The 23,089-nt window shown below is 54.9% G+C and carries 22 protein-coding genes; 13 read left to right on the plus strand and 9 right to left on the minus strand.

Annotated elements, in window-relative coordinates:
* Positions 1–411 (plus strand): transposase (locus tag BEN30_RS12205; protein ID WP_170827049.1); only part of this gene is annotated, 411 nt, incomplete at its 5' end.
* A gap of 254 nt (positions 412–665) precedes the next feature.
* Here the strand turns inward: BEN30_RS12205 and BEN30_RS18680 are convergent.
* Positions 666–5,507 carry a tandem-95 repeat protein gene (locus tag BEN30_RS18680; RefSeq protein WP_170827050.1) on the minus strand — a complete coding sequence of 1,614 codons (4,842 nt, stop codon included), beginning with the start codon at positions 5,505–5,507 and terminating at the stop codon, positions 666–668.
* A gap of 214 nt (positions 5,508–5,721) precedes the next feature.
* On the opposite strand from BEN30_RS18680, the gene BEN30_RS12215 reads away from it, so the two are divergent.
* The 6 genes from BEN30_RS12215 (at position 5,722) to BEN30_RS12240 (ending at position 11,332) form a co-directional block, all read left to right on the plus strand.
* Complete coding sequence (locus tag BEN30_RS12215) at positions 5,722–6,429, plus strand: ABC transporter permease (RefSeq protein WP_069958615.1); 708 nt, start codon at positions 5,722–5,724, stop codon at positions 6,427–6,429.
* On the plus strand, positions 6,426–7,205 hold the full coding sequence (locus BEN30_RS12220) for an ABC transporter ATP-binding protein (RefSeq protein WP_069958616.1): 780 nt from the start codon (positions 6,426–6,428) through the stop codon (positions 7,203–7,205). Before BEN30_RS12215 ends, BEN30_RS12220 begins: the two co-directional genes overlap by 4 nt.
* 307 nt (positions 7,206–7,512) lie before the next feature.
* Positions 7,513–8,181, plus strand: coding sequence for an OmpA family protein (locus tag BEN30_RS12225; protein ID WP_170827051.1), 669 nt, complete (start codon positions 7,513–7,515; stop codon positions 8,179–8,181).
* Between the two features lie 320 nt (positions 8,182–8,501).
* Positions 8,502–9,323: a substrate-binding domain-containing protein gene (locus BEN30_RS12230; RefSeq protein WP_069958617.1), complete on the plus strand. Its 822-nt coding sequence runs from the start codon at positions 8,502–8,504 to the stop codon at positions 9,321–9,323.
* A 166-nt stretch (positions 9,324–9,489) separates the two neighbouring features.
* Complete coding sequence (gene moaA, locus BEN30_RS12235; protein ID WP_069958618.1) at positions 9,490–10,479, plus strand: GTP 3',8-cyclase MoaA; 990 nt, start codon at positions 9,490–9,492, stop codon at positions 10,477–10,479.
* 85 nt (positions 10,480–10,564) lie between these two features.
* Positions 10,565–11,332 (plus strand): NAD kinase, encoded by a 768-nt coding sequence (locus BEN30_RS12240; RefSeq protein WP_069958619.1) that lies wholly within the window; start codon positions 10,565–10,567, stop codon positions 11,330–11,332.
* A gap of 12 nt (positions 11,333–11,344) precedes the next feature.
* Here BEN30_RS12240 and BEN30_RS12245 read toward each other — a convergent pair whose 3' ends face one another.
* The 6 genes from BEN30_RS12245 to BEN30_RS12270 form a co-directional block, all read right to left on the minus strand.
* A complete protein-coding gene (locus BEN30_RS12245) occupies positions 11,345–12,412 on the minus strand; it encodes a quinone-dependent dihydroorotate dehydrogenase (RefSeq protein ID WP_069958620.1) in 1,068 nt (355 codons plus the stop codon).
* 346 nt (positions 12,413–12,758) lie between these two features.
* Positions 12,759–13,928: a M20 aminoacylase family protein gene (locus tag BEN30_RS12250; protein ID WP_069958621.1), complete on the minus strand. Its 1,170-nt coding sequence runs from the start codon at positions 13,926–13,928 to the stop codon at positions 12,759–12,761.
* Between the two features lie 62 nt (positions 13,929–13,990).
* Positions 13,991–14,452, minus strand: coding sequence for a hypothetical protein (locus BEN30_RS12255; protein ID WP_069958622.1), 462 nt, complete (start codon positions 14,450–14,452; stop codon positions 13,991–13,993).
* Positions 14,453–14,606: 154 nt separating this feature from the next.
* On the minus strand, positions 14,607–15,227 hold the full coding sequence (locus tag BEN30_RS12260) for a helix-hairpin-helix domain-containing protein (protein WP_084005498.1): 621 nt from the start codon (positions 15,225–15,227) through the stop codon (positions 14,607–14,609).
* Between the two features lie 665 nt (positions 15,228–15,892).
* A complete protein-coding gene (locus tag BEN30_RS12265) occupies positions 15,893–16,270 on the minus strand; it encodes a hypothetical protein (protein WP_069958647.1) in 378 nt (125 codons plus the stop codon).
* Between the two features lie 8 nt (positions 16,271–16,278).
* Positions 16,279–16,887: a hypothetical protein gene (locus BEN30_RS12270; RefSeq protein ID WP_084005488.1), complete on the minus strand. Its 609-nt coding sequence runs from the start codon at positions 16,885–16,887 to the stop codon at positions 16,279–16,281.
* A gap of 136 nt (positions 16,888–17,023) precedes the next feature.
* Here BEN30_RS12270 and BEN30_RS12275 point away from each other — a divergent pair, with 136 nt between their 5' ends.
* A complete protein-coding gene (locus BEN30_RS12275) occupies positions 17,024–17,473 on the plus strand; it encodes a YaiI/YqxD family protein (protein WP_211563399.1) in 450 nt (149 codons plus the stop codon).
* 6 nt (positions 17,474–17,479) lie between these two features.
* Here the strand turns inward: BEN30_RS12275 and BEN30_RS12280 are convergent, their stop codons facing one another.
* Positions 17,480–18,022 (minus strand): hypothetical protein, encoded by a 543-nt coding sequence (locus BEN30_RS12280; protein ID WP_139135011.1) that lies wholly within the window; start codon positions 18,020–18,022, stop codon positions 17,480–17,482.
* Positions 18,023–18,068: 46 nt separating this feature from the next.
* Positions 18,069–18,251, minus strand: coding sequence for a hypothetical protein (locus BEN30_RS12285; RefSeq protein ID WP_069958625.1), 183 nt, complete (start codon positions 18,249–18,251; stop codon positions 18,069–18,071).
* A 204-nt stretch (positions 18,252–18,455) separates the two neighbouring features.
* Here BEN30_RS12285 and BEN30_RS12290 point away from each other — a divergent pair, with 204 nt between their 5' ends.
* The 5 genes from BEN30_RS12290 to BEN30_RS12310 all read left to right on the plus strand — a co-directional run bounded on the left by BEN30_RS12290 (position 18,456) and on the right by BEN30_RS12310 (position 23,021).
* Complete coding sequence (locus BEN30_RS12290; protein WP_069958626.1) at positions 18,456–19,133, plus strand: c-type cytochrome; 678 nt, start codon at positions 18,456–18,458, stop codon at positions 19,131–19,133.
* Positions 19,134–19,301: 168 nt separating this feature from the next.
* Complete coding sequence (locus tag BEN30_RS12295; RefSeq protein ID WP_069958627.1) at positions 19,302–19,514, plus strand: hypothetical protein; 213 nt, start codon at positions 19,302–19,304, stop codon at positions 19,512–19,514.
* Positions 19,515–19,682: 168 nt separating this feature from the next.
* Positions 19,683–20,102, plus strand: coding sequence for a hypothetical protein (locus BEN30_RS12300; RefSeq protein WP_069958628.1), 420 nt, complete (start codon positions 19,683–19,685; stop codon positions 20,100–20,102).
* 246 nt (positions 20,103–20,348) lie between these two features.
* Positions 20,349–21,233, plus strand: coding sequence for a phosphate/phosphite/phosphonate ABC transporter substrate-binding protein (gene phnD, locus BEN30_RS12305; protein WP_069958629.1), 885 nt, complete (start codon positions 20,349–20,351; stop codon positions 21,231–21,233).
* Positions 21,234–21,242: 9 nt separating this feature from the next.
* A complete protein-coding gene (locus BEN30_RS12310; RefSeq protein WP_069958630.1) occupies positions 21,243–23,021 on the plus strand; it encodes a receiver/sensor box histidine kinase in 1,779 nt (592 codons plus the stop codon).
* Positions 23,022–23,089: the final 68 nt, after the last annotated feature.

Genomic DNA, 23,089 nt, shown 5'->3' on the forward strand with positions numbered 1-23,089 from the left:
TCCGACACCGTCGCCCAGGCCGCGCAAATGACTGGTGTCGATCCCGAGCGGATTTATGCCGATAGGGGCTATCGCGGCCATAATTACGAGGGCGAGGCCTCGGTCATGCTGTCCGGACACAAGCGCGGATTGAGCCCCCAAATGAAGCGTGAGTTGAAACGAAGATCGGCCATCGAGGCGACCATCGGGCATATGAAAACCGATGGCAGGCTTGATCGAAACTTCCTAAAAGGCCAAACTGGCGACGCCATCAACGCTCTGCTGGTTGCCGCAGGCCACAACATGCGCCTGATCCTCAACGCCCTGGCATTTTGGCTTGCCTGGATCATGAGCGTGACAGAAAAGACAGTCAAAATAGTAAAAACGGATACTTCCCGACTTATGATCCGATACCAAACATCAATGGCTTAGGCATTGTTCAGGGCGAACTACTTCTGCGATCCCCACTCACCATGGCAACGCGGAACCATTGAAAACACCAACGGCATTCTTCGACGCGACATGCCGAGAAAAACTGACATCACAAATTATACCGCCAGAGACATCGATGAAATCACATGGGCCGTGAACTCAATACCACGTAAATGCCTCGGCTTCAAAACACCCGCCGAGGCATTCCTCGAAAACTTGGAGTGTTGCACTTGACGTGAGAATCCAGCGACCACCTAGTTGATGCTGTCTTTATCAAAGGTCACGACCACCGCGTCACCGTCTTGGCTGACGGTGTAGCCACTTGAATTATCAACGGCCACATCGTTCAGCGTCACCGACACACCGGCGTCCGCACCAAAGGTGATGGTGGTGGCGGATCCTTCGGGATCCGACTGCAAGGTGAAGTCGTCCATGTTGAACTCTTGGCCTTCGAAGCGCAGCACGTCTTGGTGGCCCAAGTCGAGCACGATGTCGTTGCCGTCGCCGGCCCGGAAGACAAACGCATCGGCGCCTTGCCCGCCTTCCAACACGTCGTCGCCTCGACCACCGACCAACACATCATCCCCCTGACCGCCGGACAGCATATCGTTGCCTTGGCCGCCCATAAGGGTGTCGGCCCCTTGACCACCGTCCAAGGTGTCGTTGCCCGTATCGCCATAAATCTGATCGTTCCCTTGACCGCCGATGAGGGTGTCGGCCCCACCGCCGCCGTGAATTTCATCATCTCCGGCACCGCCGTCGATATAATCGTTGCCCCCTTCGTCACCGCCAAAAGTGACGTTGATGGTGCCCGACGTACTGGCCGTGTCACCGCTGGACAATTCGCTGGACGTCGCCGTCACGCCAATGCTGAGCGGATCAAATTCTATGTCGGCAGGGAGGCTGAGGGTCAAATCCTCTAAACGGTCAAGGTCATCGGCCAACAACGTCCAGGTTCCGTCACCGTTGTCCGCGCCCATGCTCAACGATGCGCCTTCGGGAACATTTGAAATTTCAATGCTGAGCGATTCAGACCCGTCAACGTCTCTGAGCGCCGCACTGACATCCAACGGTACGACCAGCGCATCCAGCTCAAACAAGTCATCTTCGTCGTCGTCATCATCGTCATCGTCGCGGCCGTACCCGTGCTCATCGTCCTTATCATCATCGTGGCCAAAGGCCCAACCTTTCCCCTGATGATCATGATCGGATTTGTCGCCGTCCTTCTGATCATCTTTTTCGTCGTCTTTTTCGTCGTCCTTCCGGCCGTCGCCTTTTTCATCATCATCATCTGGCGAGACCTGATAATCACTGTCGCCATAAATGATGTCTTGACCGGAACCGCCGTCAATAACATCCCCGCCCATGGTGCCGTAAAGTTCGTCCGCGCCCGCACCGCCATCGATTTGCTGGCCTGGTGGGGCTTCGATGGTCACCACCACATCTGAAATTTGCAAAACCGGAGCATCCGCCACGGCGGTGACAGCGGCATTGAATGTTGTCGAACACGTCCCCCCGTCAGACGACACGGCGCTGACCATAAGCGGTATCGATCCGCTGTAATCGGGCGGCGGCATCAAGATCAAGCCGCTCAATTGATCAGGGTTCAAGGTCCACGACCCGTCCCCGTTATCCGTACCAGCCGACAAGGTGGCCCCACTGGGCACGCCCGATACGGTGATGGAGTCCAGAGTCTCCGACGTGTTGGTCGGCATGTTGGCGGCAATGGTTAAAGCAATGCCGGTATCTTCCGCGCCAAGGGCGTCGCTGACCGCGATCACGGGAATATCCGCCACCGAACCGACATGAACCGCCAAGGTCGCGCTGCTGACGCTGGCGTCGCTCGACACCACACTCACCGCCAAGGTGAATGCGCCGTTGTAATCCGGCGGCGGTGTTAAACTCAAGCCCGTCAAATCCCCGCTGTCCAGGGTCCAGGTGCCGTCGCCGTTATCAGATCCGGCGCTGAGCGTCGCGCCCTTGGGCACGCCTGCGATGACTACGCTTTCCACCGTTTCCGACGTTCCGCCCGGCATACTGGCGGCAATGGCCAAGGCAATGGCGCTGTCTTCCGCGCCATTGGCGTCTGACACGGCAATGACCGGCGTATCGGCCATGGGCGTCACCGTAACGCCAATGGTGCCCGTCGCCGTGCCGCCATCGGTGGACACGGCAATCACCTGCAAATCAAACGCACCGTTGAAATCTTGAGGCGGCGTCAAGGTCAGGCCGTCCATCAAATCCGGCGTCAACGTCCAACTGCCGTCGCCGTTATCCACACCGCCATTCAGCACGGCGCCTTCGGGCACGCCTTCGATGGTGATGGTGTACAGCGCCTCGGTCGTGTCGGCGGGCATGTTGGCCGCCAAAGTCAAAGCGATGGTGCCGTCTTCCGCCCCAACCGCATCGGCCAGCGCCAATTGCGGCACGTCGGCCAAAGGTTCAACCGTCACATCAAAACTGCCAGTAGCGGTGCCGCCGTCGGTCGATGTCGCGACGATTCCCAGTGTAAACACGCCACTGAAATCGGTGGGTGGGGTCAGGGTCAAGTAAGACAACTGTTCGCGCGTGAGCGTCCAGGTACCATCGCCGTTATCCGTGCCCTTTGACAACACCGCCCCATCGGGAACGCCGGTCACGGTCAAGGTCTCTACCGTATGCGACGTGCCTGTCGGCATGCTGGCCGTCAGCGTCAGGGCGATGGCCGCGTCTTCCGTTCCGGTCACGTCTGCGGCCGCGACGACGGGGGTGTCGGCGACCGGGCTGACGTTGACGTAAAAACTGCCGCGGGCCACGCCGCCATCGCTGGACGTCACGCTGACAGCGACGCTAAATGCGCCAAAATAGTCTTGGGGCGGCGTGATGGAAAGACCGCTCAACTGCTCCGAAGAAAGGCTCCAGGTGCCGTCGCCATTGTCGGTTCCGACTGACAACTTCGCCCCGTCGGGAATGCCGGACAACACAACCGCATCAATCGTTTCCGTACTGCCGCCCGCCAGGGCGGTGGCGATGCTCAGCGCAATACTGCCGTCTTCGACCCCGCTGGCATCGGCCACAGCCAAAGCCGGAACGTCGGCGACGGGGCTGACATGAAGGGCGAAGCTCGACGTCGCCACACCGCCATCCGTTGACGTCGCGCTGACGTGCAAATCAACCGTGCCGCTAAAATCTTTGGGCGGCGTTAAGGTCAGACCGAACAGGTCATGGGGTGACAACGTCCACGACCCATCGCCATTGTCCACACCTGCAGACATTTGCGCCCCGTCGGGAACGCCGTCCAGGGTGACATAGGCAACGGTTTCCGATGTGCCCGTGGGCATGGATGTGGCCAGCGTCAAAACGATGGCGCTGTCTTCATATCCGCTGACATCGGCAACGGCCACATGCGGCACATCAACGACGGGCGTAATCGCAACCGTGACCGTAGCCATCGCCATGGCCCCGGCATCATCGGTGACAAAATAGGTAAAACTGTCGTCACCACCAAAGTCCATGTTGGGCACATAGCTGAATGTTCCGTCCGGATGAACCGTCACCGAGCCGTTTTCAGGCCCACCATCTTCGGCCAGAGCAAACGTCAAAATGCCGCCTTCCAAATCCGATGCCGACAACTTGCCGGTAAAGACATTGTCTTCCGCCGTCATCACCGCACCGGGTTCAGCCACCGGAGCCGTGTTTATGGGTTCCGGTTCCGGTTCCGGTTCTGACGCAACCGGATTGCTCTCGGCAATATCGGCTTGATTGGTGTCCGACGAGGTCGGATCAGACGAGGTCGCCTGTGAGGGTCGCATCTCTTCAGAGCTGGGGGGCAACACCGATTCATTGGTTTGGATGGGCTCAATGGTTTCGCCAAACACGGAATTGGCTTCGGCCGCCAATTGTTCTGCCGTCAAAACATCGCCCGCAGCAGAAATATGCTCATTTAACTGCGTGTCTGTTGGCCCATCCTCAGAACGCACTTCACCTTCATCGATTGGCGCATTTTCAAATCCGGCCAACCCTTGTGCGATCCCATCTTGCGGCGCATCATCGAAGATCTCTTCTTCAGGCACAGCTTCTTCGGATGTCGCCAAGCTTTGTGTGTCGACATCTGGTTTGCCTGCGGCGGTTTCGAATGAGGTCAAATCATCCAGCACCGTCATAAACTGCTCGTAATTATTCGCGTTCGTATCTTCGACAGGCAATACAGACAGAAGTTTGCCAAAGGTGCTGACAACGCTTTCAATGGAGTGCATTTCCCCCGCCACCGGCGCGACATCATAGGCGCTCACCAGGGCGGAAAAATAAGCTTGATTGAGCGTGATCACACCGCCGTCATTCAAGATCGTCACTTCACCGACAAAGCCGTCGGCCTCTTCCATCATCACCACATTGAGCAGATTGCCGTGGTGCAATTCCAAACCAATTTGCGTGCCGCGAATGCCGATGGTGGCCACCGGTGTGTGCAAGGTCATGGCATCGGGGTCGACCTTGGAAATTTCACCTGATACAAAGGTGAACATCCCCTTCAGTACCGAAATGGAGAGACTGCCTTCTTGAAGTGCGGGATCATAAACCATTTCGTCCAGCACTAACGTCGCGCCGTCGCCCATGGAAAACGCCGTGCCGTCGGCCAACAAAATCGCAATGCTGGCGTCGTCACCCGTTTGCAAAATGTCACCGAGGAAAATCTCATCGCCCAGTTGCAGCGTAACATGGGTGCCATCAGCGCGGATCACCGTCACTTCCCCGTTGGCGGCTGTCACCCGGCCAATGACTTCACCGGATTGGGGCATTTCCCCCGCCACGTGTTGCGGAGCATCGCCAACAGATAACCTCACCGCCAAGTCGCCCGCGACGCGGGCCCCTTGCGTGCCCACCAAATCCGGTGGCGTTTGCATCATAAAAAAATCGGCCACCACGACCTGAGCGCCGTCTTCTGACGTCAGCACCAAATCTGGACCAATATGTGCAAAGTTGGCGTCAGCGGGGCTAAAGCCTTCTGGCAGCAGCACCTGACCCTCCGTAGCAGCAACAAACTGCTCTCCCCCTCCGCCAACAGAATCACCGTCCATTGTCGAGGGTGCACGCAATATAGTCGGTACCGGTGCAAACATGATCAACACTCCTTGCTCAACGCCCACTTATTCAACGCATGCCGTTCCGAACGACACGCCGTTGTTACTCTAAAAGTATATCACCTTAAAATATCCTCAAATCATCATTCTCATAGTAACAAGATAAGCTCAACGGTGTGCTTTAGAGATGCCTACACAATCTTTGCATGTTATAAGGCCACACAGTGCGCACAAGACTTTAGGCAAGGCAGACATGAGCGAAATCACCACCGCCTTTGGGACAGCGATCTCGTTGATCTTTTCGATCAATAGCGAATTGGCGCAAATTGTCGGCTTGTCGTTGTATGTCAGTATATGCGCCGTCTTGATCGCAACGATTCTCGGCGTCCCGTTGGGGGCTTCGGTTGCGTTGCTCCGCTTTCCGGGCAGAGGCCCTGTGCAAGTCATCTTAAACGCCCTGATGGGCCTGCCGCCAGTTGTGGTGGGGTTGATTGTTTACCTGATCTTGTCGCGGTCTGGTCCCTTAGGCGTCTTTGGGCTTTTGTACACGCCCACAGCCATGATCATTGCCCAAGTCATTTTGGTGACCCCGATCATCGCCGCGCTCAGCCGTCAAGTCATCGAAGATTTATGGGCGGAATACGCCGAACAGCTCACCAGTTTGGGCGCATCGCCTCTCAGGGCCATGCCGACCCTGATCATGGATGGGCGGTTTCGCCTGTTCACCGCCGTGTTGGCTGGATTTGGCCGCGCCACCGCAGAAGTCGGTGCGGTGATGATGGTGGGCGGCAACATCGACCATGTCACCCGCGTGATGACCACCACCATCGCCCTGGAGGTCTCCAAAGGCGACTTGGCCTTGGCGTTGGCCTTGGGCATCGTGTTGCTGAGCATTTCCATCACCATCGGCGCCCTGGCACAACTGATCAAAGACCGTCGCCAGATGAAAGGCCGAGCATGACAAAATCACCAACTGCACCAGCCTCAATCTTGCCGCTGTACCTTGACAACGTGTGGTTTCGCGGGCGCGGCAACATCCCCCTGATCAAGGATTTCAACTTAAGCCTCAGTGCCGGCACGCGCACCATGGTGATTGGCCCCAACGGTGCGGGCAAAAGCATCTTGCTGCGCTTGTGTCACGGCTTGCTCTCCCCCAGTGAAGGACAGATTCTATGGTCGGGTTCCAAAGGACGCCCCAAGGCCCAGGCGATGGTGTTTCAGCGCCCCGTCATGTTGCGTCGCAGCGCACGGGCCAACATTGATTATGCCTTGTCACTTCACGCCGTCGACAAGTCCAAGCGCGGCGATATCATCGAAGACGTTCTCACCAAAACGGGCCTCACCCGTCAGGCCGACGCCCCTGCCCACGTGCTTTCGTTTGGCGAACAACAGCGGCTCGCCATCGCCAGGGCTTGGGCGCTCAATCCGCAAATTGTCTTTTTGGATGAACCTACTGCCAGCTTGGACCCCAGCGCCACCTACCAAATCGAAGAACTGATCCAGCGCTTGAGCGATCAGGGCACCAAAATCGTCATGACCACACACGATTTGGGACAAGCCAAGCGCTTGGGCGATGAGGTTCTGTTTCTGCATCGCGGACGTTTGTTGGAACAAGCCCCCGTTCAACAGTTTTTTGAACAACCGGAAAATGACTTGGCCCAGGCTTTCGTCAAAGGGGAACTTTTGTGGTGGAAACGCGGCGAAGGCTCACGCCGCGACCCCAAACATGTCCGCTGAGCACTTCTCCCTCTTGTGAAATTCAGACGCCAAATGGTGTGCATTCTTCATTCGTCACATCGGCCTCTCAAAAACTCCGTCATAAAACCATTCTGAGCGTTCCGATGATCGGTGCTTCCCCACCTATTTGTCGGAAATTCTCGAATCGCAACGTCTCTATGCATATGTGCACTATTGAACGGTAACGCTAAGGACAAGCGCCTATCATACAAATCAACGGGCATTTGACGCCAAAATTGTAATGAGGCCCGACCGCGCTGACCCAACAGCAGAAATTGCTTATCTCATTCAAGTATGAAGGCACATTATGGCAAACAAAATAATAGGCTCGCTCGCGGTCATGCTGGTTGCAGGCCTCTTCACGGCTTGCACGGTCAATCCCTACACACGTGAAGAGCAGCCGGCAAAAGCAGCCATCGGCGCGGGTATCGGAATACTCGCCGGAGCTGGTGTCGGTCTGCTGACGGGCGACAATGCGAAAGAGCGGCGGCGCAACGCCTTGATTGGGGCTGGCGTCGGTGGCGTCGCAGGCGGCGGCATCGGCTATTATATGGATGTCCAAGAAGCCAAACTGCGCCAAGGTTTGGAAGCCTCCGGGGTCTCGGTGACCCGCGAGGGCAATGATATTTTGCTCAATATGGAACAAGCCATCAACTTTGACTCTGGACGGCATGAATTACGTGGCGAAGCGTATCCCGTGCTGAATTCCGTGGGACAGGTTTTGAGCGAATACGCCAAAACCACCATCGATGTTATAGGACATACCGACAGTGAAGGTGATGCCGCTTATAACCAAGCGTTATCAGAGCGTCGTGCCATGTCCGTGGCCAACTACCTCAGTTCAAAAGGCATTAGCGGACAGCGTTTGCTCGCAGCAGGTTACGGGGAATCCGCGCCGATCTCATCGAACAATACCGAGGCTGGTAAACAGAAAAATCGCCGCGTTGAAATTAGAATTTCACCACTCACGCCATAAAAATCCAGCCGCAATACGATACGTTATCCCAAAAATCGGCCAGGATGACTTGGCGGCAAGGGTCGGCACACCTCGGGCCCGGATATTGAACATGTTCCACACGCTCGACCTGATCAAAAACGACCGCACCTCCCCAAAAAGCGGACGCCAATCTGGTGCACTCTTGGCCGCACTATTCCTCTTCTGAATCCGCCCCCCCAAATTGGGTATATATTTTTTTCGCGACAACGCTTGTCGTAATCGCTATATGTTGACCTTAGCGTTATGTCCATTTTGGCATAACGCTAAGGTCAAGGTAACTTTTCAGGGAGAGTGTCGTCATGCGTCTTTTGTCATCGATTTTTTTAGCGGCAGCCGTTTTGCTGGGCGGCTTGGTCAGTCCTGATGCCCGCGCCAATGAGTTCATCACCGTGGCCTCAACCACATCGACCCAAAACTCTGGCCTATTTGGCTATATCTTGCCCAAATTCACCGCAAAAACCGGCATTGACGTGCATGTGATCGCCGTCGGCACCGGCCAGGCCATTCGCCAAGCCGAACACGGCGATGCGGACGTTTTGTTTGTGCATCACAGAAAGTCCGAAGATAAATTCGTCAGCGATGGCTGGGGCGTCAAACGTTACGACGTGATGATGAACGATTTTGTGCTGGTCGGACCCGTAACGGACCCCGCCCATGTCAAATCCGCCAATACGGCTGAAGAAGTCATGACCGCCATCGCCAAAACGGAGGCCCCGTTCGTATCGCGTGGCGATGACAGCGGCACCCACAAACGCGAAAAAGGCTTATGGGCGGCAGCAGGCATCGACCCCAAAGCCAGCTCCGGAAAATGGTACAGCGAAGCGGGTGCCGGTATGGGCGCGACCCTCAACATCGCCCAAGGCATGGGCGGCTACGCCATCACCGATCGCGGCACCTGGATTGCCTTCAAAAACAAAGACGGACTTGAAATCGTGCACCAAGGCAGCCCCAACCTGGCCAATCCTTACGGCGTCATTTTGGTCAGTGCCGAACGTCATCCCCACGTCAAAACCGAAGCGGGGCAGAAGTTCATTGACTGGCTCATTTCTCCGGAAGGGCAAAGCGAAATTGCTGCCTTCAAATTGAACGGCGAACAGTTGTTTTTCCCCACCGCCAAATAAGATCCTATGTTTTCTGTGGGGGAATATGCCCCCACAGAAAATAGGGACGACACAAACCTGCTAACGCGTTTAGAATGTGTTCAGCGTTGTATCCGTCAAAATACAACGCTAGATTTGACAGTCCTCTTTGAGATGCCGACATTTGGGGGCATTTGGGGATCAAACTATGCAAGACACATTCGGTCGTTCCATCACTTACCTGCGCGTTTCGGTGACAGACCGCTGCGATTTTCGCTGTTTTTATTGCATGTCCGAAGACATGACGTTTTTGGATCGCAAAGATTTGCTGTCGATTGAAGAGTTGGACACGGTGTGTTCCACCTTTATTCGCCGCGGCGTACGCAAAATCCGCTTAACCGGTGGCGAACCCTTGGTGCGGCGCGGCATCATGGAGCTGATCGCCCGCCTGTCGCGCCATAAAGACAGCGGTCATTTGGACGAAATCACGCTCACCACCAACGGCAGCCAACTGGCCAAACACGCCCATGAAATCAAACGGCTGGGCGTGGAGCGCATCAACGTTTCCGTCGACAGCCTGAACGCCGAAAAATTTGCTGAAATCACCCGCCGTGGTGACCTCAAACAGGTTCTGGGCGGCCTCAAAGCTGCGCAAGACGCCGGGCTTAAAGTCAAGATCAACACCGTCGCCTTAAAAGCTTACAACAAAGATGAATTGAGCGATATGGTCGGCTGGTGCGGGGATCAAGGCTTTGATCTGACCTTCATCGAAACCATGCCGTTGGGTGATATTGGCGGGGACCGAACGGAACAGTACTTGGCGCTATCAGATGTTCGGGCAAACTTGGAAAAAGATTGGACGATGACGCCGTCGACCGCGTCCACCGGCGGCCCATCCAAATATGTAGAGGTCGCCGAGACTGGACAAAAAGTGGGTTTCATCACCCCGCTCAGCGAACATTTCTGCGACACCTGCAATCGCATGCGCCTGACCTGCACGGGCACCCTTTATATGTGCCTGGGCCAAGACAGCGCTGTTGATTTGCGAGAAGCACTGCGCCAGGACGCCACTTTGGGCATGCTCAACGCCGCTATTGATCAGTCCCTGCACTTGAAACCCAAGGGCCATGAATTTATCATCGAACCCGGCCACGGCGGCCCCGCATTAAAGCGCCATATGAACGTCACGGGTGGATAACGCCCCTCAATTTTGACGGGTAAACATTCTTTCAAGTTTGCTTTATACTCCAGCAAACAGACATTCAGGGCAGGAACGCCGCTCCATGAAATTCAATTCCGTCGCCTTCGTCGCGGCGCGTCAAAAACAAGCCCAGGACGCGCTTAAAGCATTGAAGCAACTCTACCCGAGCGTCCCGCCATCCAAGGCCGACGTGATCGTGGTGTTGGGCGGCGATGGCTTTATGTTGCGCACGCTGCACAAATACCTGCACCGCAACGTGCCGATTTACGGCATGAACCGGGGTTCGGTCGGCTTTATGATGAACACCTATCGGGAAGGCGGGCTGATGCGACGGTTGCAACGCGCCCAGCCCATTGCGTTGCATCCGCTGCGCATGATCGCGACCGACGAATTTGGCAAAAAGCATCAAGCCTTGGCGTTTAACGAGGTTTCATTGCTGCGCTATCGCCGCCTTGCGGCCAAATTGCGCATCAAAGTGGACGGCAAGGTCCGCCTGGAAGAAATGATCTGCGACGGTGCGCTGGTTTCGACACCGGCGGGCAGCACGGCTTACAATCTTTCCGCTCACGGCCCGATCATTCCGTTGGGCGCTGAGATTTTGGCCCTCACCCCCATCAGCGCCTTTCGCCCTCGGCAATGGCGCGGCGCGCTATTGCCCGCCCAGGCCCATGTGAGTTTTGATGTGCTCGACGCCAAGTTGCGCCCGGTGAACGCGGTGGCCGACGATGTTGCAGTGCGCAATGTGCGTCAAGTGGACGTAGTCGAAGACCGTTCCGTCGCGTCCGTCTTGCTGTTTGACCCCGAACACAATTTAGAAGAACGGATATTGCGCGAACAGTTTTTGGTGTAAGACCAGTTTTCTTTAGGCGCCGTGTTGTCCCACAGCGTGCAGGACCGACGCAAAACCATCGGCTTTCAAAATTTCCGCCAGTTCCCGGTTGACCCGCGCCGCCAGGGCGGGGCCTTGGTAAACCATGGCGGAATAGAGCTCGACCAAAGAGGCTCCGGCGAGAATTTTTTTGTACGCGCCCAAACCGTCTTCGATGCCACCAACACCGATCAAAACCATTTTACCCTTGGTCTCGGCGTACATTTCCCCCAAAACGCGGGTGGACGCCTCAAACAACGGACGGCCGCTTAAGCCGCCGCTTTCGCCCTTGTGCACACTGCTCAGAGTATCGGGGCGGGCCAGGGTGGTGTTGGTGACGATCAAGCCATCCACACCGACATCCAGGCTCACGTGCGCGATATCGGCTTTGTCCTCATCGGTTAAGTCGGGGGCAATTTTCAACACCAAGGGCGGTGTGCGCCCGCCTTGGGTGGCTTGGCTCAAGGCCGCCTTGGTGCGCACCAGCAAGTCGCGCAACGGTTCCGGTCCTTGAAGCGCGCGCAGCCCCGGCGTGTTGGGGCTGGACACGTTGACCACCAAAAAGTCCGCCAAGGGGCCAAAGGTGCGGGCACCAATTTCATAATCGGCTGCGGCATCTTCGGTGTCTTTGTTTTTACCCAAATTGACGCCCACGATGCCCCGTTTGCGGTTCCTGTTTTTGAAGCGCCGGGCAGAGGCGTCATGACCTTCGGAATTGAACCCCATGCGATTGATCACGCCGCCATCGCTTTCCAGACGGAACAAGCGCGGTTTGGCATTCCCCGGTTGCGGACGCGGCGTGATCGATCCCACTTCCACAAAGCCAAAACCTTGGGACAGCATCTGATCATAAACGCGGGCATCTTTATCAAAACCGGCGGCCAAGCCCAGCGGGTTGGGAAATTCCATATCCCACAAGCGCACCCGTAAAACATCGTCATCCACCTTTGGCGGCACCGGCACCAGTCCCATTTCCAGGGCGCACACAGCGAGGCCATGAGCCCGTTCCGGGCTCAAATGGCGAATGAATGGCCAAGCAAGTTGGTATGCATCGAAGGACATGATGTATCTCTCATGACGTTTCTTGAGCGTATTGCGTTCTGGTTTTAAGCGGATTCCAACGGAGACACAAACGCTAACGGTGGCTTTAACCCAATTGGAGGATGGGGAAAGAAAAAAATTGAATGCATCTCATTTTCCATTGCAATCGAATTTTGTCAGCCCAATCTATTAGTGAGAGAAAACTTAGGTTGGTCAGGCGCAGTCTCTCGCGTCCCCCCCCTCTGCCCTGGTCAACCTGGAAAGCCCCACCGCCGCAAAGCGTGGGGCTTTCCCAATTTTAAGGCACAATTTCAAGGCCCAATTTCACGGATGAGCTCTCTTTTGAGCAACCGAGCAGCATAATTCTCTACAGGGACAGTTGACCTTCAACCAGCTTCACCCAATAGCTGGCCCCGACGCCCAATGCGGCATCGTTGAAGTCATATTGAGGATTGTGCAACAGGCAGCCGCCGGCACCTGGGCCATTTCCCATCCACACGTAACATCCTGGGCGCACGCTCAGCATATAGGCGAAGTCCTCCGCCCCCATGCTGGGCGCCGGGTGATGGTTGACGTTGACGTTGCCCACCACCTGCGCCGCCGCCATGGCGGCCAGGCCGGATTCCGTATCGGAATTGATGGTGGCTGGATAACTGTCATAGCGGTTGATCACGAAGCGGGCACCAAACCCTTGGCATATCCCCGTCCCCAATTCTTCCATACGCGCCCAAACACGGGCCCTGACGCCTTCGTCAAACGTCCGCACTGCACCCTTCAAATAGACCGTATCTGGAATAACGTTAAAGGCATGGCCGGCGTTGACTTGCGTGACGGAAATGACGGCAGCGTCTTGGGGATCAATGGTGCGGCTGACAATGCTTTGCCAAGCGGTGATGACTTGGGCTGCCACGACCACGGGATCGACGCCCAGATGGGGCATGCCGCCGTGGGCGCCAAGACCGATAATTTCAGCTTCAAAGGAATCAAAGGCCGCCATGATCGGCCCAGCCTTAACGGCGAAAGTCCCTACCTCCATGCCCGGCCAATTGTGCAGACCGTATACGGCATCGACGGGGAATTTTTCAAACAAGCCTTCATCGACCATAACCCGCGCGCCGCCTTCGCCTTCTTCGGCGGGCTGAAAAATAAACACGACGGTGCCCGTAAAGGGCTTGTTTTGCGCCAGGTATTTCGCCGCGCCCAACAACATGGCGGTGTGCCCATCATGTCCGCAAGCATGCATTTTGCCCGCATGGGTGGACGCATATGCAAGTCCCGTTTGCTCGTTGATAAACAACGCATCCATATCGGCGCGCAAACCAATAGACGGACCTTCGCCATTTCTGAGCACGCCCACCACGCCCGTCTTGGCCAATCCGGTGTGCACTTCCAAGCCGAAACTGGTGAGCAGATCGGCAACGATGGCGGCGGTTCGGGTTTCTTCGAAAGCCGTTTCCGGATGCGCATGGAGATCGCGCCGCCAAGCGGTCATGTCGTTAACCAAATCGTCAATTCCGGGGACGAGATCCAGAGGCATTCGCCGCTCCTACGTGCTAAAGAGAGATGTTCGTGAGGATGATAACCCAGCGCAGCAAAACATCAATGCGCGTAAGCGATTTCTTTACACGCTTTCATAAACGACCGCTTGGTGATGTGTTCGCACAACTGAGGATCGGGGCACTGCTCATGGATATAGGCGTATAAATCCGCCGATTGCTCGACCAATTCTTCCATATGCCAAGGAAAATGCGCAAAGGCATCCCGCGCGGTCCGGATGGTGTCATAGAGCCCTTGCTCAACCTCATCCATCGCCCGACCTTCGGTCACCAATTGCCCCACCAGTTCGCCAATCGCCAAAAGGGCCGATTTGGTCCAGCAATCGCGCGAAACCTGGGCATTGCACTGTTCCAACGCAGCCTCATCCTCATCACTCAAGGAAAAGAGAATATCGAATTTATCGCGCGTGCCGCTCGCATATAGCCCGTATACGCGCACCAAGATGGGGTAAAGGTGCACGCTTGAACATTTCACGGAACCGGGACACTCGTCACACGAACGCATGTCAGGACACTCCTCAATCACATTTTGTTTTCACAACATGGGGATTGACGGCCCGGCGTTCAAGCTTTGCCTTCCCCCACACCCGGGTGCCCCACAGACACAAAAAGGCCGCTCAAGCGCAAGACTTGAGCGGCCTTTGAGAAACGAAATGCACTTAAGCTGTAGCAGGTGCTTTTTTAGCAGGAGCCCTTTTCGCAGGCGCTCTTTTCGCCGGTGCTTTCTTGGCCGGAGCCTTTTTAGCAGGCGCTTTTGCTGCTGGTGCTTTGGCGGCAGGTGCTTTGGCAGCCGGAGCTTTCTTCACTGCGGGCTTTTTAGCTGCAGGTTTTTTAGCCGCTGGCTTCTTAGCTGTGGTTTTTTTAGCTGCAGGCTTCTTAGCAACTGGCTTTTTGGCGACGGCCGCTTTCGCGGGGGCCTTTTTTACCGGAGCTTTCTTAGCAGGAGCTTTTTTAGCGGGAGCAGCTTTGGCAGCGGGCTTCTTAGCCGGTGCTTTTTTGGCCGGGGCTTTTTTGGCAGGTGCCTTTTTAGCCGCAGGTTTTTTCGCAACAGGTTTTTTAGCCGGTGCTTTTTTGACAGCGGGGGCTGCGTCTGCAGCGGCGATCACAGCCTTTGCAGCTTCAATAACCGCAGCCGCCGTGGCTGCGCCGACCCCCGGATAAGTCGCAAGCTTCGCAGGCGTCATTTTTGCGATAGCGCGGACGGTGACACGTTTTTCTTTTAATGCAGCTGCCGTCGCGGGTCCGATGCCCTTAACGTCAGTAAGTACTGGGTTAGCCATGTTGAGTTTACTCCCCTGGTTCCGTTCGATCCCCACGAAGCGTCACAACATGCGTCGCTTCTGTACAATGATACAACTTTCTCACACATAACAATGCAGTGATGTGCAACACAGCAAACTATATCCCAAATGTTTATGATTGGTGAAGAGTAAAACGTGAGCACAACACACGTTGATATCACCAACGCAATGACGATGCAGATCATTGCCCAAATCTCACCCCATCAAAATGACATCGTGATGCCTGAACACCCATTGAAACGTTTGTATCTTTGCTTGTGCAAAATGCATTGGACATGGACGGCGTTTACAGCTGCGCCAATGTTTCAGGGAACGTGCTTTGTCGGTGTGGCAGAGGGAACGATGCACGCATCGTTCTCAAAGCCAACATCGCATCGTGAGACATCAATACTTTGCGCTCGAGACACATGAGCATTGGGAAAAACAAAATCCTCAGAAACATTAAAATAAGCAAATGAAAACAACATGCTAAAGCAGTCATTCAGAACCAACCTGAACCGTCATTCGTCCCAAAACAACAACCTGAAGAACCGATGCAAACCTATTCACACGACATCCACGCAGCGACGAATTGAAGATAATTTCTGAGTTAAAAACAACTTCATCAAACTTGTTTTTAAAGACTGTTTCAAAAACAAAAATGATTAGACCGACAGGTCCGGCGGCGCATCTAAAGTCAATTTTAAAGGTTCTTTGTCGTGCGTCATTTCCGCATGCGTCATCATCTTCGCCATCAAGGACATGGACGTATCGATGGTCCAGCGAATTTGTTTTTCACCATTCATATTTTTTTGCGAGATCACCTCTGGAAGGATGTGTTGTTGCAAAAAACCAGCGACGCCTGCCAACGCACGCGCACCAAGACGGATTCGATTCGCCTCAAGTTGAAACGTCTCCCCCTCATCAATTTGATCGGCGATGGAATGCAGAACGTTCATCATCTGATCGATGTCGTCATTTTCGCGGTGCGTTTTTGCGGCGACAAAACGCAATTGCGCGGTGAAGAAAGAATAGGCGTTCATGGTCTCGATCACATCGTTGGAGGGGTGTTCAGCTCGGTGCGTTTTGCTTTCACTTGGTCTTTAAGTTTTTCGCGCAAACCATCCGCTTCTTTGTCGAGCTCTTTTTCCATGCGTTTGATGCGCCGCGTTAGATCTTCGATCCGACGCATGGACTTTTCGCGTTTGCGCGCTTGGTGTCGGCGAAAGAACTTCATGAACTTCCATTCGCCGACAATCGCCAAGGTGATGATGCCGGTGACGGTGAAGATAAAGGCGACAATCAGATACGGAGCTTTGTCAAAAGCGAACACCGTGCCCCAAAACCCAATGGTTACAAGGGCTGCTGCAACCGTAAACAGGACCCGGCGGGTGACTTGATCGTCATCGCGAGAGGTGTTTTCTGCGGCAGCGACGGCATTGGCGATCTCAAAGCGGGCCATATCTTGCCATTGGCGCAGCGACATGCCCTCGGAAATGGTGCGTCCGTCGCGGATGAACTGCTCTAACCGTTTGACGACAAAATCGGCACGCTGCTCCGGCGTTGGGTGCCCGCTTTCATCCAGCGGGGGATTGTTCTTTTCGTGTTTGGGCAGCACGATCGTCGTCGGAGCTGCACCGTCGTTTTCATTGTTAACCATATTCACGCCAAATTGCCTTTAGATCTTTGCCTGTTGTCTTTATACATATCATGACTTTGATGGCCTCGCGAAGTGTTCAATACCCAGCACCTAAGATGGCCAACCCATCACCCATCAGACCCATAGGCTTTCCATGGTGACCATTTACATTGATGCAGACGCCTGCCCGGTCAAAGACGAAACCGTGCGTGTCGCCACCCGTCACAATTTAAAAACCTATATGGTCTGCGATGGCGGCATTCGCCCCTCTCAAAACCCTTTGGTGGAGCTGGTGATTGTCACCCAAGGAGCCGACGCCGCCGACGACTGGATTGCAGAGCATATTCAAAAAGCCGACATCTGCATCACCAACGACATCCCCCTGGCCGCGCGCTGTCTGGAACAAGGCGCGCTGGCGATCAAACCCAATGGGGAAAAGTTCACGCAAAATTCCATCGGCATGGCGCTGGCCAATCGCGAATTGATGGCCACCTTACGCGAACAGGGTGAAATCACCGGCGGCCCCAGACCGTACAGCAAATCGGATCGCTCAGATTTTCTCAACAGCTTGGAAACCGCCGTGCAAGCCGCTAAACGCTTGGGCTAAAGCCCCTTAGGCCAAGTATTGCTGGAAAACAAAATCCAGCCGCGCGGTTGCGTTCTTCGGCAACTGTTTGAGACCATACAGCTCTGCAATTTTGGCGTAGAGTTTGGTTTTATCCGAAGCGTCATGCATTTCATCGGCCAAGGTAAACAAAACCTCGCCCAGTTCCGAAGCGGGAATGTCTTCGAAGCCGCGGTTGCCATATTCCCGCACGCTAACGCGCTCTTGAGTGGGCAGCCATAACAGATAGGCGACCCCTTCTTCACAGGGATCGATTTCGAATAAGATCTTGCCGTCTTTTTTGGCTTTGACGAGCGCCTTGGTGAACCGTTGCACGGCCGTCCTGGTCATCTTCACAATACCGCCTTTACGGCCGTACTGGGTAAACGCTCGGGTGGACAGGGTCGGCCCTTCAATGGCGAGAATTTCCACCAACCCTTTGATGATCTGATCGGTCATCTCATCGGACGGATTCATGATCTGACTGGAAATCGCCTGACGGCTTTGTGGAGTGGGCTTGCTCATGTAAGGGCTAAACGGGGCGAGTTTCATGAGCGCTTCCCTAAGGCTGGAACAAAGTTAAATCGGGTTTAAGCGATCATGCGGCATGACCCGAAAACACAGACTTGGAATACGTGGCAAGGCGCGTGAAATAGGCAGCGACTTCTTCGTCTGAAAATCCAATGCGGCTCTTGATCGTCAGCAAAACAAACACAAACATATTCACGCTGTACAAAAGCGCGATAACGATTAAGAACCAAACCTGAAGAAACTCAATCATATTCATACCTTTCGAGGGATATTATTTATTTTAGCAACCTCTAATGTAAGAAAGTGTCACCTTTGTGGCAATTGAATTAAATACCGATCAAATGCCACAAACGGCTGAAGATAAACGCTCATGAATACAAGTCAGATGCGTTGCTTGGCCGTTCTGCTATACTCATTCGAGCGTCGGTTCGGCCTTTAGGGGGAGTAAAATTTCATGACACCATTTGACCGCAAATCCTTAATCGTTTTGCTTGCTGTGCTGGGTGCCATTTTGGGAAATGTCGCGGCCGCATTGGCGGAACCCCCGCCCGCCTTTGAAGGCAGACGATTGTTCGTTTCCTACTGTCAATTGTGCCATGGCAAAATGGGCAAGGGGGATGGACCGTTGGCAAAACAGATGGGCATCACCCCATCGGACTTGACCACCACCGTGCGGTCCAGAAGCGACACCATTTTGAAGAAAATCATCACCGGAGACGGGCCGCAAACCATCACCGGGCGCGCCCGTCACAACATCCTGAGCGAAGCTATGCCCGAATGGGTGAATGTCTTTAAGGCCGAACAAGTCGACGCCTTGATCGCCTACCTGCGTTTCCTCAGCACCTCCAAACATCCCATGATGGGCGATCCGGAGGTTGGCTATAAACTCTACACAAAATATTGCACCGTTTGTCACGGCGAGGAAGGCGAAGGTGACGGGGTCATGACCAAGATGATCAAAATCAATCCCGCCGATCATTCCAACGCCAACGAGATGGACCCGCTCAGCAATCAGGACTTGGTGTACAGCATCGTTAACGGCAAAAGCCAATTCATGCCCGCGTGGGAAGACACCCTCAACCCGTCAGAGGTCGAAGCCCTGGTCAGTTACATCCGCCTGCTGTCCAATTAACGTTACAGTCCTTTTTATGGTTAATGAAACCCCAAGGATTTTGCGCTATACTGATCGAATACATGAAACATCGCGTCCTTAAGCGCGTTGGTTGGATAACCGTCAAAACAGGTGCTCAGAATCAGCACCTCCCGCTTAAGGTCTTTGGTCCAGAAAGGAGCAAGTGCTATGGAATGGGTATTGGTTTTGATCGCGTTGGAAAGTGCCACTCCCGTCGCTTCGCATGGCGGGGAGTATGACACAATGATGGACTGTTTTGCTGCACGTGAGTATGTGATGGAACACGACAGAGCCCCACACCCGCTGCAGGCTGTGTGCGTGCACGAGGCAACCGAACAGCAATTGGCCGCATCGAAAGCGCTGACTTACGGACTTCACTGAGGCTCAGCCCCCCTGAGGTGCCGGGTAATAATTTCCGAGTGAGCTGTTTTTGCCGCCCAAAGTGCCTTTGGCGAAACGATAAACCCGGAGAATCAACGCTCTTTAAGGCGGCACGAGTGTTGCAAGTCTCTTGGACGTCCCCGCCCTTGTTTTGATAAGGAACCATCCATGAGCACCGTAACCGACACCTTAGGCGCGCCGCAAGACACACAGCAGGCCGATGTCCGGTTGCTGAATGCGAAGCGTTATGGCCTGACTGAGGCCAATCTGTCTCAGTTTATGGAAATGATGACGTCCTTGCGCAACCCAAAGCCCGCTGAAGCAGAGGGCGCAAATACTGCAAATACTGACGTAACGACGCTTTCGGACACCGATTACATCAAAAGCTACATCCGCCAGCGCATCACCGATCGTCTGTCGAGCACCATGGGCAGAGACAATAACTATGGAACCTTCCCCCAGGACATGCCAACCAATTCCCAAGACCTCATCTTAGAAATGGTCGGCACCCCACGCAGACAATCCAACGACCTGTCAGGCCTGCTTAACATGCATTTTGACCTGAACACGCTACAGATGTTTTCTTAAAAACCACCCCTCCAAAAAAACAACAGTGTCTGTTTTAAAGTGCGAAGCGGACATCAAGCCGCTGTTCCAACTTTATCACCAGCTTCCAGCAACACCTGATTGCGGTCATGGGCTTCATCCCTCTGGAGCACGCGATCTGCTGCAAGTCATTGAAGTTTGCAACCTTTCAAATTCAGATTTAACATTGCGGTGGACCAAATGCGTTGGGAGCGCATAATATACTTTAAAAGAAGGGGGGATAAGGTAATGGTACGCACGGCCCGATGGATACTCGCGGCGTTTTTGCTGATTTCTACTGACTTTGCCTTGGCCGCAGAAGACGTCCAGGACCAGGCCCAAAATCAGGCCCAAGACCAGGCATTGACCCTGGGCTTCATGCCGTATCTCAATGCTGAACTGCTGATCGAAAAATACGCGCCCCTCGCCCAGTACCTGAGCGACCGGATTGGTCGTCCCGTCAACGTCATGGTCGCTAAGGACTACGGCGAACATATCCGCCTGACCGGAGAGGACAAGCTCGACATCTCATTTCTGGGTGGCAGCCCCTATGTTATGATCGGCAACAAATACGGCGTGAAACCTCTGCTTGTCCGTTATGAATTCGACGGCACGCCACAATTCCGCTCGGTCATCTTCACCACCAAAGACAGCCCTCTCACCTCACTCACCGAACTGAGCGGCAAACGCGTCGCATTCGGCAGCCCCAAGTCCACGTTAAGCACGCAAGTGCCCGTCTACATGCTCATGCAGGCCGGTGTCCAACTGAAAGACTTGGCGGAATTTACCCATCTGCGCAATCACACCAACGTTGTCCTGGGCGTCGAATTCGGCGATTTCGATGCAGGTGCTGTGGCCGAAGAGGTGTTCGATGAATACAAAGATAAAAACATCCGCGCGCTGGCTTATTCCCCCAATCTGTCGACCCACGTGTTTGTTACGCGTTCGAACATGGAGCCAGACCTACACGCCCAGATCGCCCGCGCATTGATGGACTTGAACAGCGAGCCGCGCGGCAAGGCTATATTGCACGCCATCGCCGGTAATCTGACAGGCTTCGTTTCCGTTCAGGACTCCGACTACGACCTGCACAGGGAAATGCTCCGTCAGGTTCTGCCTGTGCTGGAACCGTGATCACGCGCCATGCCCTTTAACTTGCAAAAACGAAACAGAAGCTTATTTGCCGCGATCCTCGCGGTCATCACTCTGTGCATCGCGTTGGCCAGCGCCGCCGTGTTCTCTCAACAAAAAAATCTGCTGATCGAAGCCTTGATGCGCAAGGCCGAAAGCGAGGTCGATCTGATCGGTGCCACCCTGACCGACGCCATGCTGCGCAATGATTATTCAGAAGGCCGCCGCCTACTGGCCGATTGGCGCGGCAACAACCCGAGCGTCGCGCGCCTGGACGTTGTTTTCGACAATGGCACCGTGTTCTTCTCGTACAACGAAAAACCGACTGAGACAGACGTCATTTCCACCCAAAGCAAATCATTTGCCTACGCGGGTCGATCCTTGGAAGTCACGATAACCCTCTGCTCAACCGAAATGAGCCAGACTTTAAGACAATTGCGCCGCAACCTGATCGCATTGTCCATGTTCCTCATGATATTGATGGGAGGAGCATTATGGTTCGTTCTGTTCCGTTGGATGATCACCCCCATGGAACAAGAAATCGCGCAGCGCACCCGCGACCTGCAGACCGCCAAGGACACCTTGGAAGACCAAGTACGCGAGCGAACTGTGGACCTGAGCCAGGAAATCTCCGTCCGCAAGGACATTGAAGATAAGCTGCGCAAGCTGGTGCGGGCGGTCGAACAAAGCCCGGTGCTCGTCTTCATCACCGACACCGGCGGCGTGATCGAATACGTCAATCCGAAGTTCGAACAGGTCACGGGCTATTCCAGTAGCGAAGTGATCGGTCAAAAACCGAGCATCCTCAAGTTCCCCGACACGCCCAAGGAAGTGCACGACGACCTGTGGAACACCATCTTACGCGGCGAGGATTGGATCAATGAAATCCAAGACCGCCGCAAGGATGGCACGGCGTTTTGGGCCAACGCCCACATCTCCCCTATCCGCGATGAAGATGGACGCATCACGCACTACATCTCGCTGCACGAAGACATCACCGAGCGCAAAGCCGCAGAAGTGGCTATGAACGCCGCCCGGCGCGCGGCGGAACTGTCCAACCAGGCCAAGACGGACCTGATGGCCAACATGAGCCACGAGCTGCGCACCCCCCTGAACGCCATAATCGGGTTTTCCGAAACCATGAAATACGCCGTGTTCGGACCACTCGGCAACGCACACTACCAAGAGTACGCGGACTACATACACTCCTCGGGCACGCACTTGCTGAGCCTGATCAACGACATTTTGGACGTTTCCTCGGTTGAGGCCGGCAAGCTTGACCTGAAGGAGGAACCCACCGACGTCGCCGAAGTCTGCGAGGTCGCCGTGCGCATCATGTCCTCAAAGGCCATTGAGAGTGGCGTGAAGCTTCACGGGATCACCAAGCCGGACCTACCACTTTTGATGGCCGATCCGCTGCGCCTCAAACAAATATTCATCAACTTGGTGTCCAACGCGGTCAAGTTCACACCGGATGGCGGCACCGTCAGCTGCGACGCGCGTCTCAACGATGACGGCACCATGATTGTCACTGTATCAGACACCGGCATTGGCATGGATGAAACAGGCAAGGCCGTTGCTCTGGAGAAATTCGGCCAAGTGGACAGTTCGCTCTCGCGCAAACACGAAGGCACCGGGCTGGGTCTGCCCCTGACCAAGGGGCTCATCGATCTGCACGGAGGCACGCTGGAGATCGACAGTCACCCCGGCAAAGGCACGGAAGTCACCGTGCACTTTCCCGTGTCTCGCGTCCTGAAGCCGGACACCCGCCCCGAACCGGATACAGCCTAACGCGGCACCCGAAGATTGTGGCAGATCGAATCTGCCTAAGGTCTCTGGCACACACCACACTAAACGAC

Source organism: Magnetovibrio blakemorei (assembly GCF_001746755.1).
GTDB classification, from domain to species: Bacteria; Pseudomonadota; Alphaproteobacteria; order Rhodospirillales; family Magnetovibrionaceae; genus Magnetovibrio; species Magnetovibrio blakemorei.

What these genes read in the sequence shown, in the direction of transcription:
- BEN30_RS12285 (WP_069958625.1), bottom strand. Translation starts at nt 18,251, where the DNA reads ATGATTGAGTTTCTTCAGGTTTGGTTCTTAATCGTTATCGCGCTTTTG.
- BEN30_RS18680 (WP_170827050.1), bottom strand. Translation starts at nt 5,507, where the DNA reads ATGTTTGCACCGGTACCGACTATATTGCGTGCACCCTCGACAATGGAC.
- BEN30_RS12310 (WP_069958630.1), top strand. Translation starts at nt 21,243, where the DNA reads ATGCCCTTTAACTTGCAAAAACGAAACAGAAGCTTATTTGCCGCGATC.
- BEN30_RS12220 (WP_069958616.1), top strand. Translation starts at nt 6,426, where the DNA reads ATGACAAAATCACCAACTGCACCAGCCTCAATCTTGCCGCTGTACCTT.
- BEN30_RS12300 (WP_069958628.1), top strand. Translation starts at nt 19,683, where the DNA reads ATGAGCACCGTAACCGACACCTTAGGCGCGCCGCAAGACACACAGCAG.
- BEN30_RS12215 (WP_069958615.1), top strand. Translation starts at nt 5,722, where the DNA reads ATGAGCGAAATCACCACCGCCTTTGGGACAGCGATCTCGTTGATCTTT.
- BEN30_RS12270 (WP_084005488.1), bottom strand. Translation starts at nt 16,887, where the DNA reads ATGGTTAACAATGAAAACGACGGTGCAGCTCCGACGACGATCGTGCTG.
- BEN30_RS12245 (WP_069958620.1), bottom strand. Translation starts at nt 12,412, where the DNA reads ATGTCCTTCGATGCATACCAACTTGCTTGGCCATTCATTCGCCATTTG.
- BEN30_RS12265 (WP_069958647.1), bottom strand. Translation starts at nt 16,270, where the DNA reads ATGAACGCCTATTCTTTCTTCACCGCGCAATTGCGTTTTGTCGCCGCA.
- BEN30_RS12225 (WP_170827051.1), top strand. Translation starts at nt 7,513, where the DNA reads ATGGCAAACAAAATAATAGGCTCGCTCGCGGTCATGCTGGTTGCAGGC.
- BEN30_RS12260 (WP_084005498.1), bottom strand. Translation starts at nt 15,227, where the DNA reads ATGGCTAACCCAGTACTTACTGACGTTAAGGGCATCGGACCCGCGACG.
- BEN30_RS12230 (WP_069958617.1), top strand. Translation starts at nt 8,502, where the DNA reads ATGCGTCTTTTGTCATCGATTTTTTTAGCGGCAGCCGTTTTGCTGGGC.
- BEN30_RS12240 (WP_069958619.1), top strand. Translation starts at nt 10,565, where the DNA reads ATGAAATTCAATTCCGTCGCCTTCGTCGCGGCGCGTCAAAAACAAGCC.
- BEN30_RS12280 (WP_139135011.1), bottom strand. Translation starts at nt 18,022, where the DNA reads ATGAAACTCGCCCCGTTTAGCCCTTACATGAGCAAGCCCACTCCACAA.
- BEN30_RS12250 (WP_069958621.1), bottom strand. Translation starts at nt 13,928, where the DNA reads ATGCCTCTGGATCTCGTCCCCGGAATTGACGATTTGGTTAACGACATG.
- phnD (WP_069958629.1), top strand. Translation starts at nt 20,349, where the DNA reads ATGGTACGCACGGCCCGATGGATACTCGCGGCGTTTTTGCTGATTTCT.
- moaA (WP_069958618.1), top strand. Translation starts at nt 9,490, where the DNA reads ATGCAAGACACATTCGGTCGTTCCATCACTTACCTGCGCGTTTCGGTG.
- BEN30_RS12290 (WP_069958626.1), top strand. Translation starts at nt 18,456, where the DNA reads ATGACACCATTTGACCGCAAATCCTTAATCGTTTTGCTTGCTGTGCTG.
- BEN30_RS12255 (WP_069958622.1), bottom strand. Translation starts at nt 14,452, where the DNA reads ATGCGTTCGTGTGACGAGTGTCCCGGTTCCGTGAAATGTTCAAGCGTG.
- BEN30_RS12295 (WP_069958627.1), top strand. Translation starts at nt 19,302, where the DNA reads ATGGAATGGGTATTGGTTTTGATCGCGTTGGAAAGTGCCACTCCCGTC.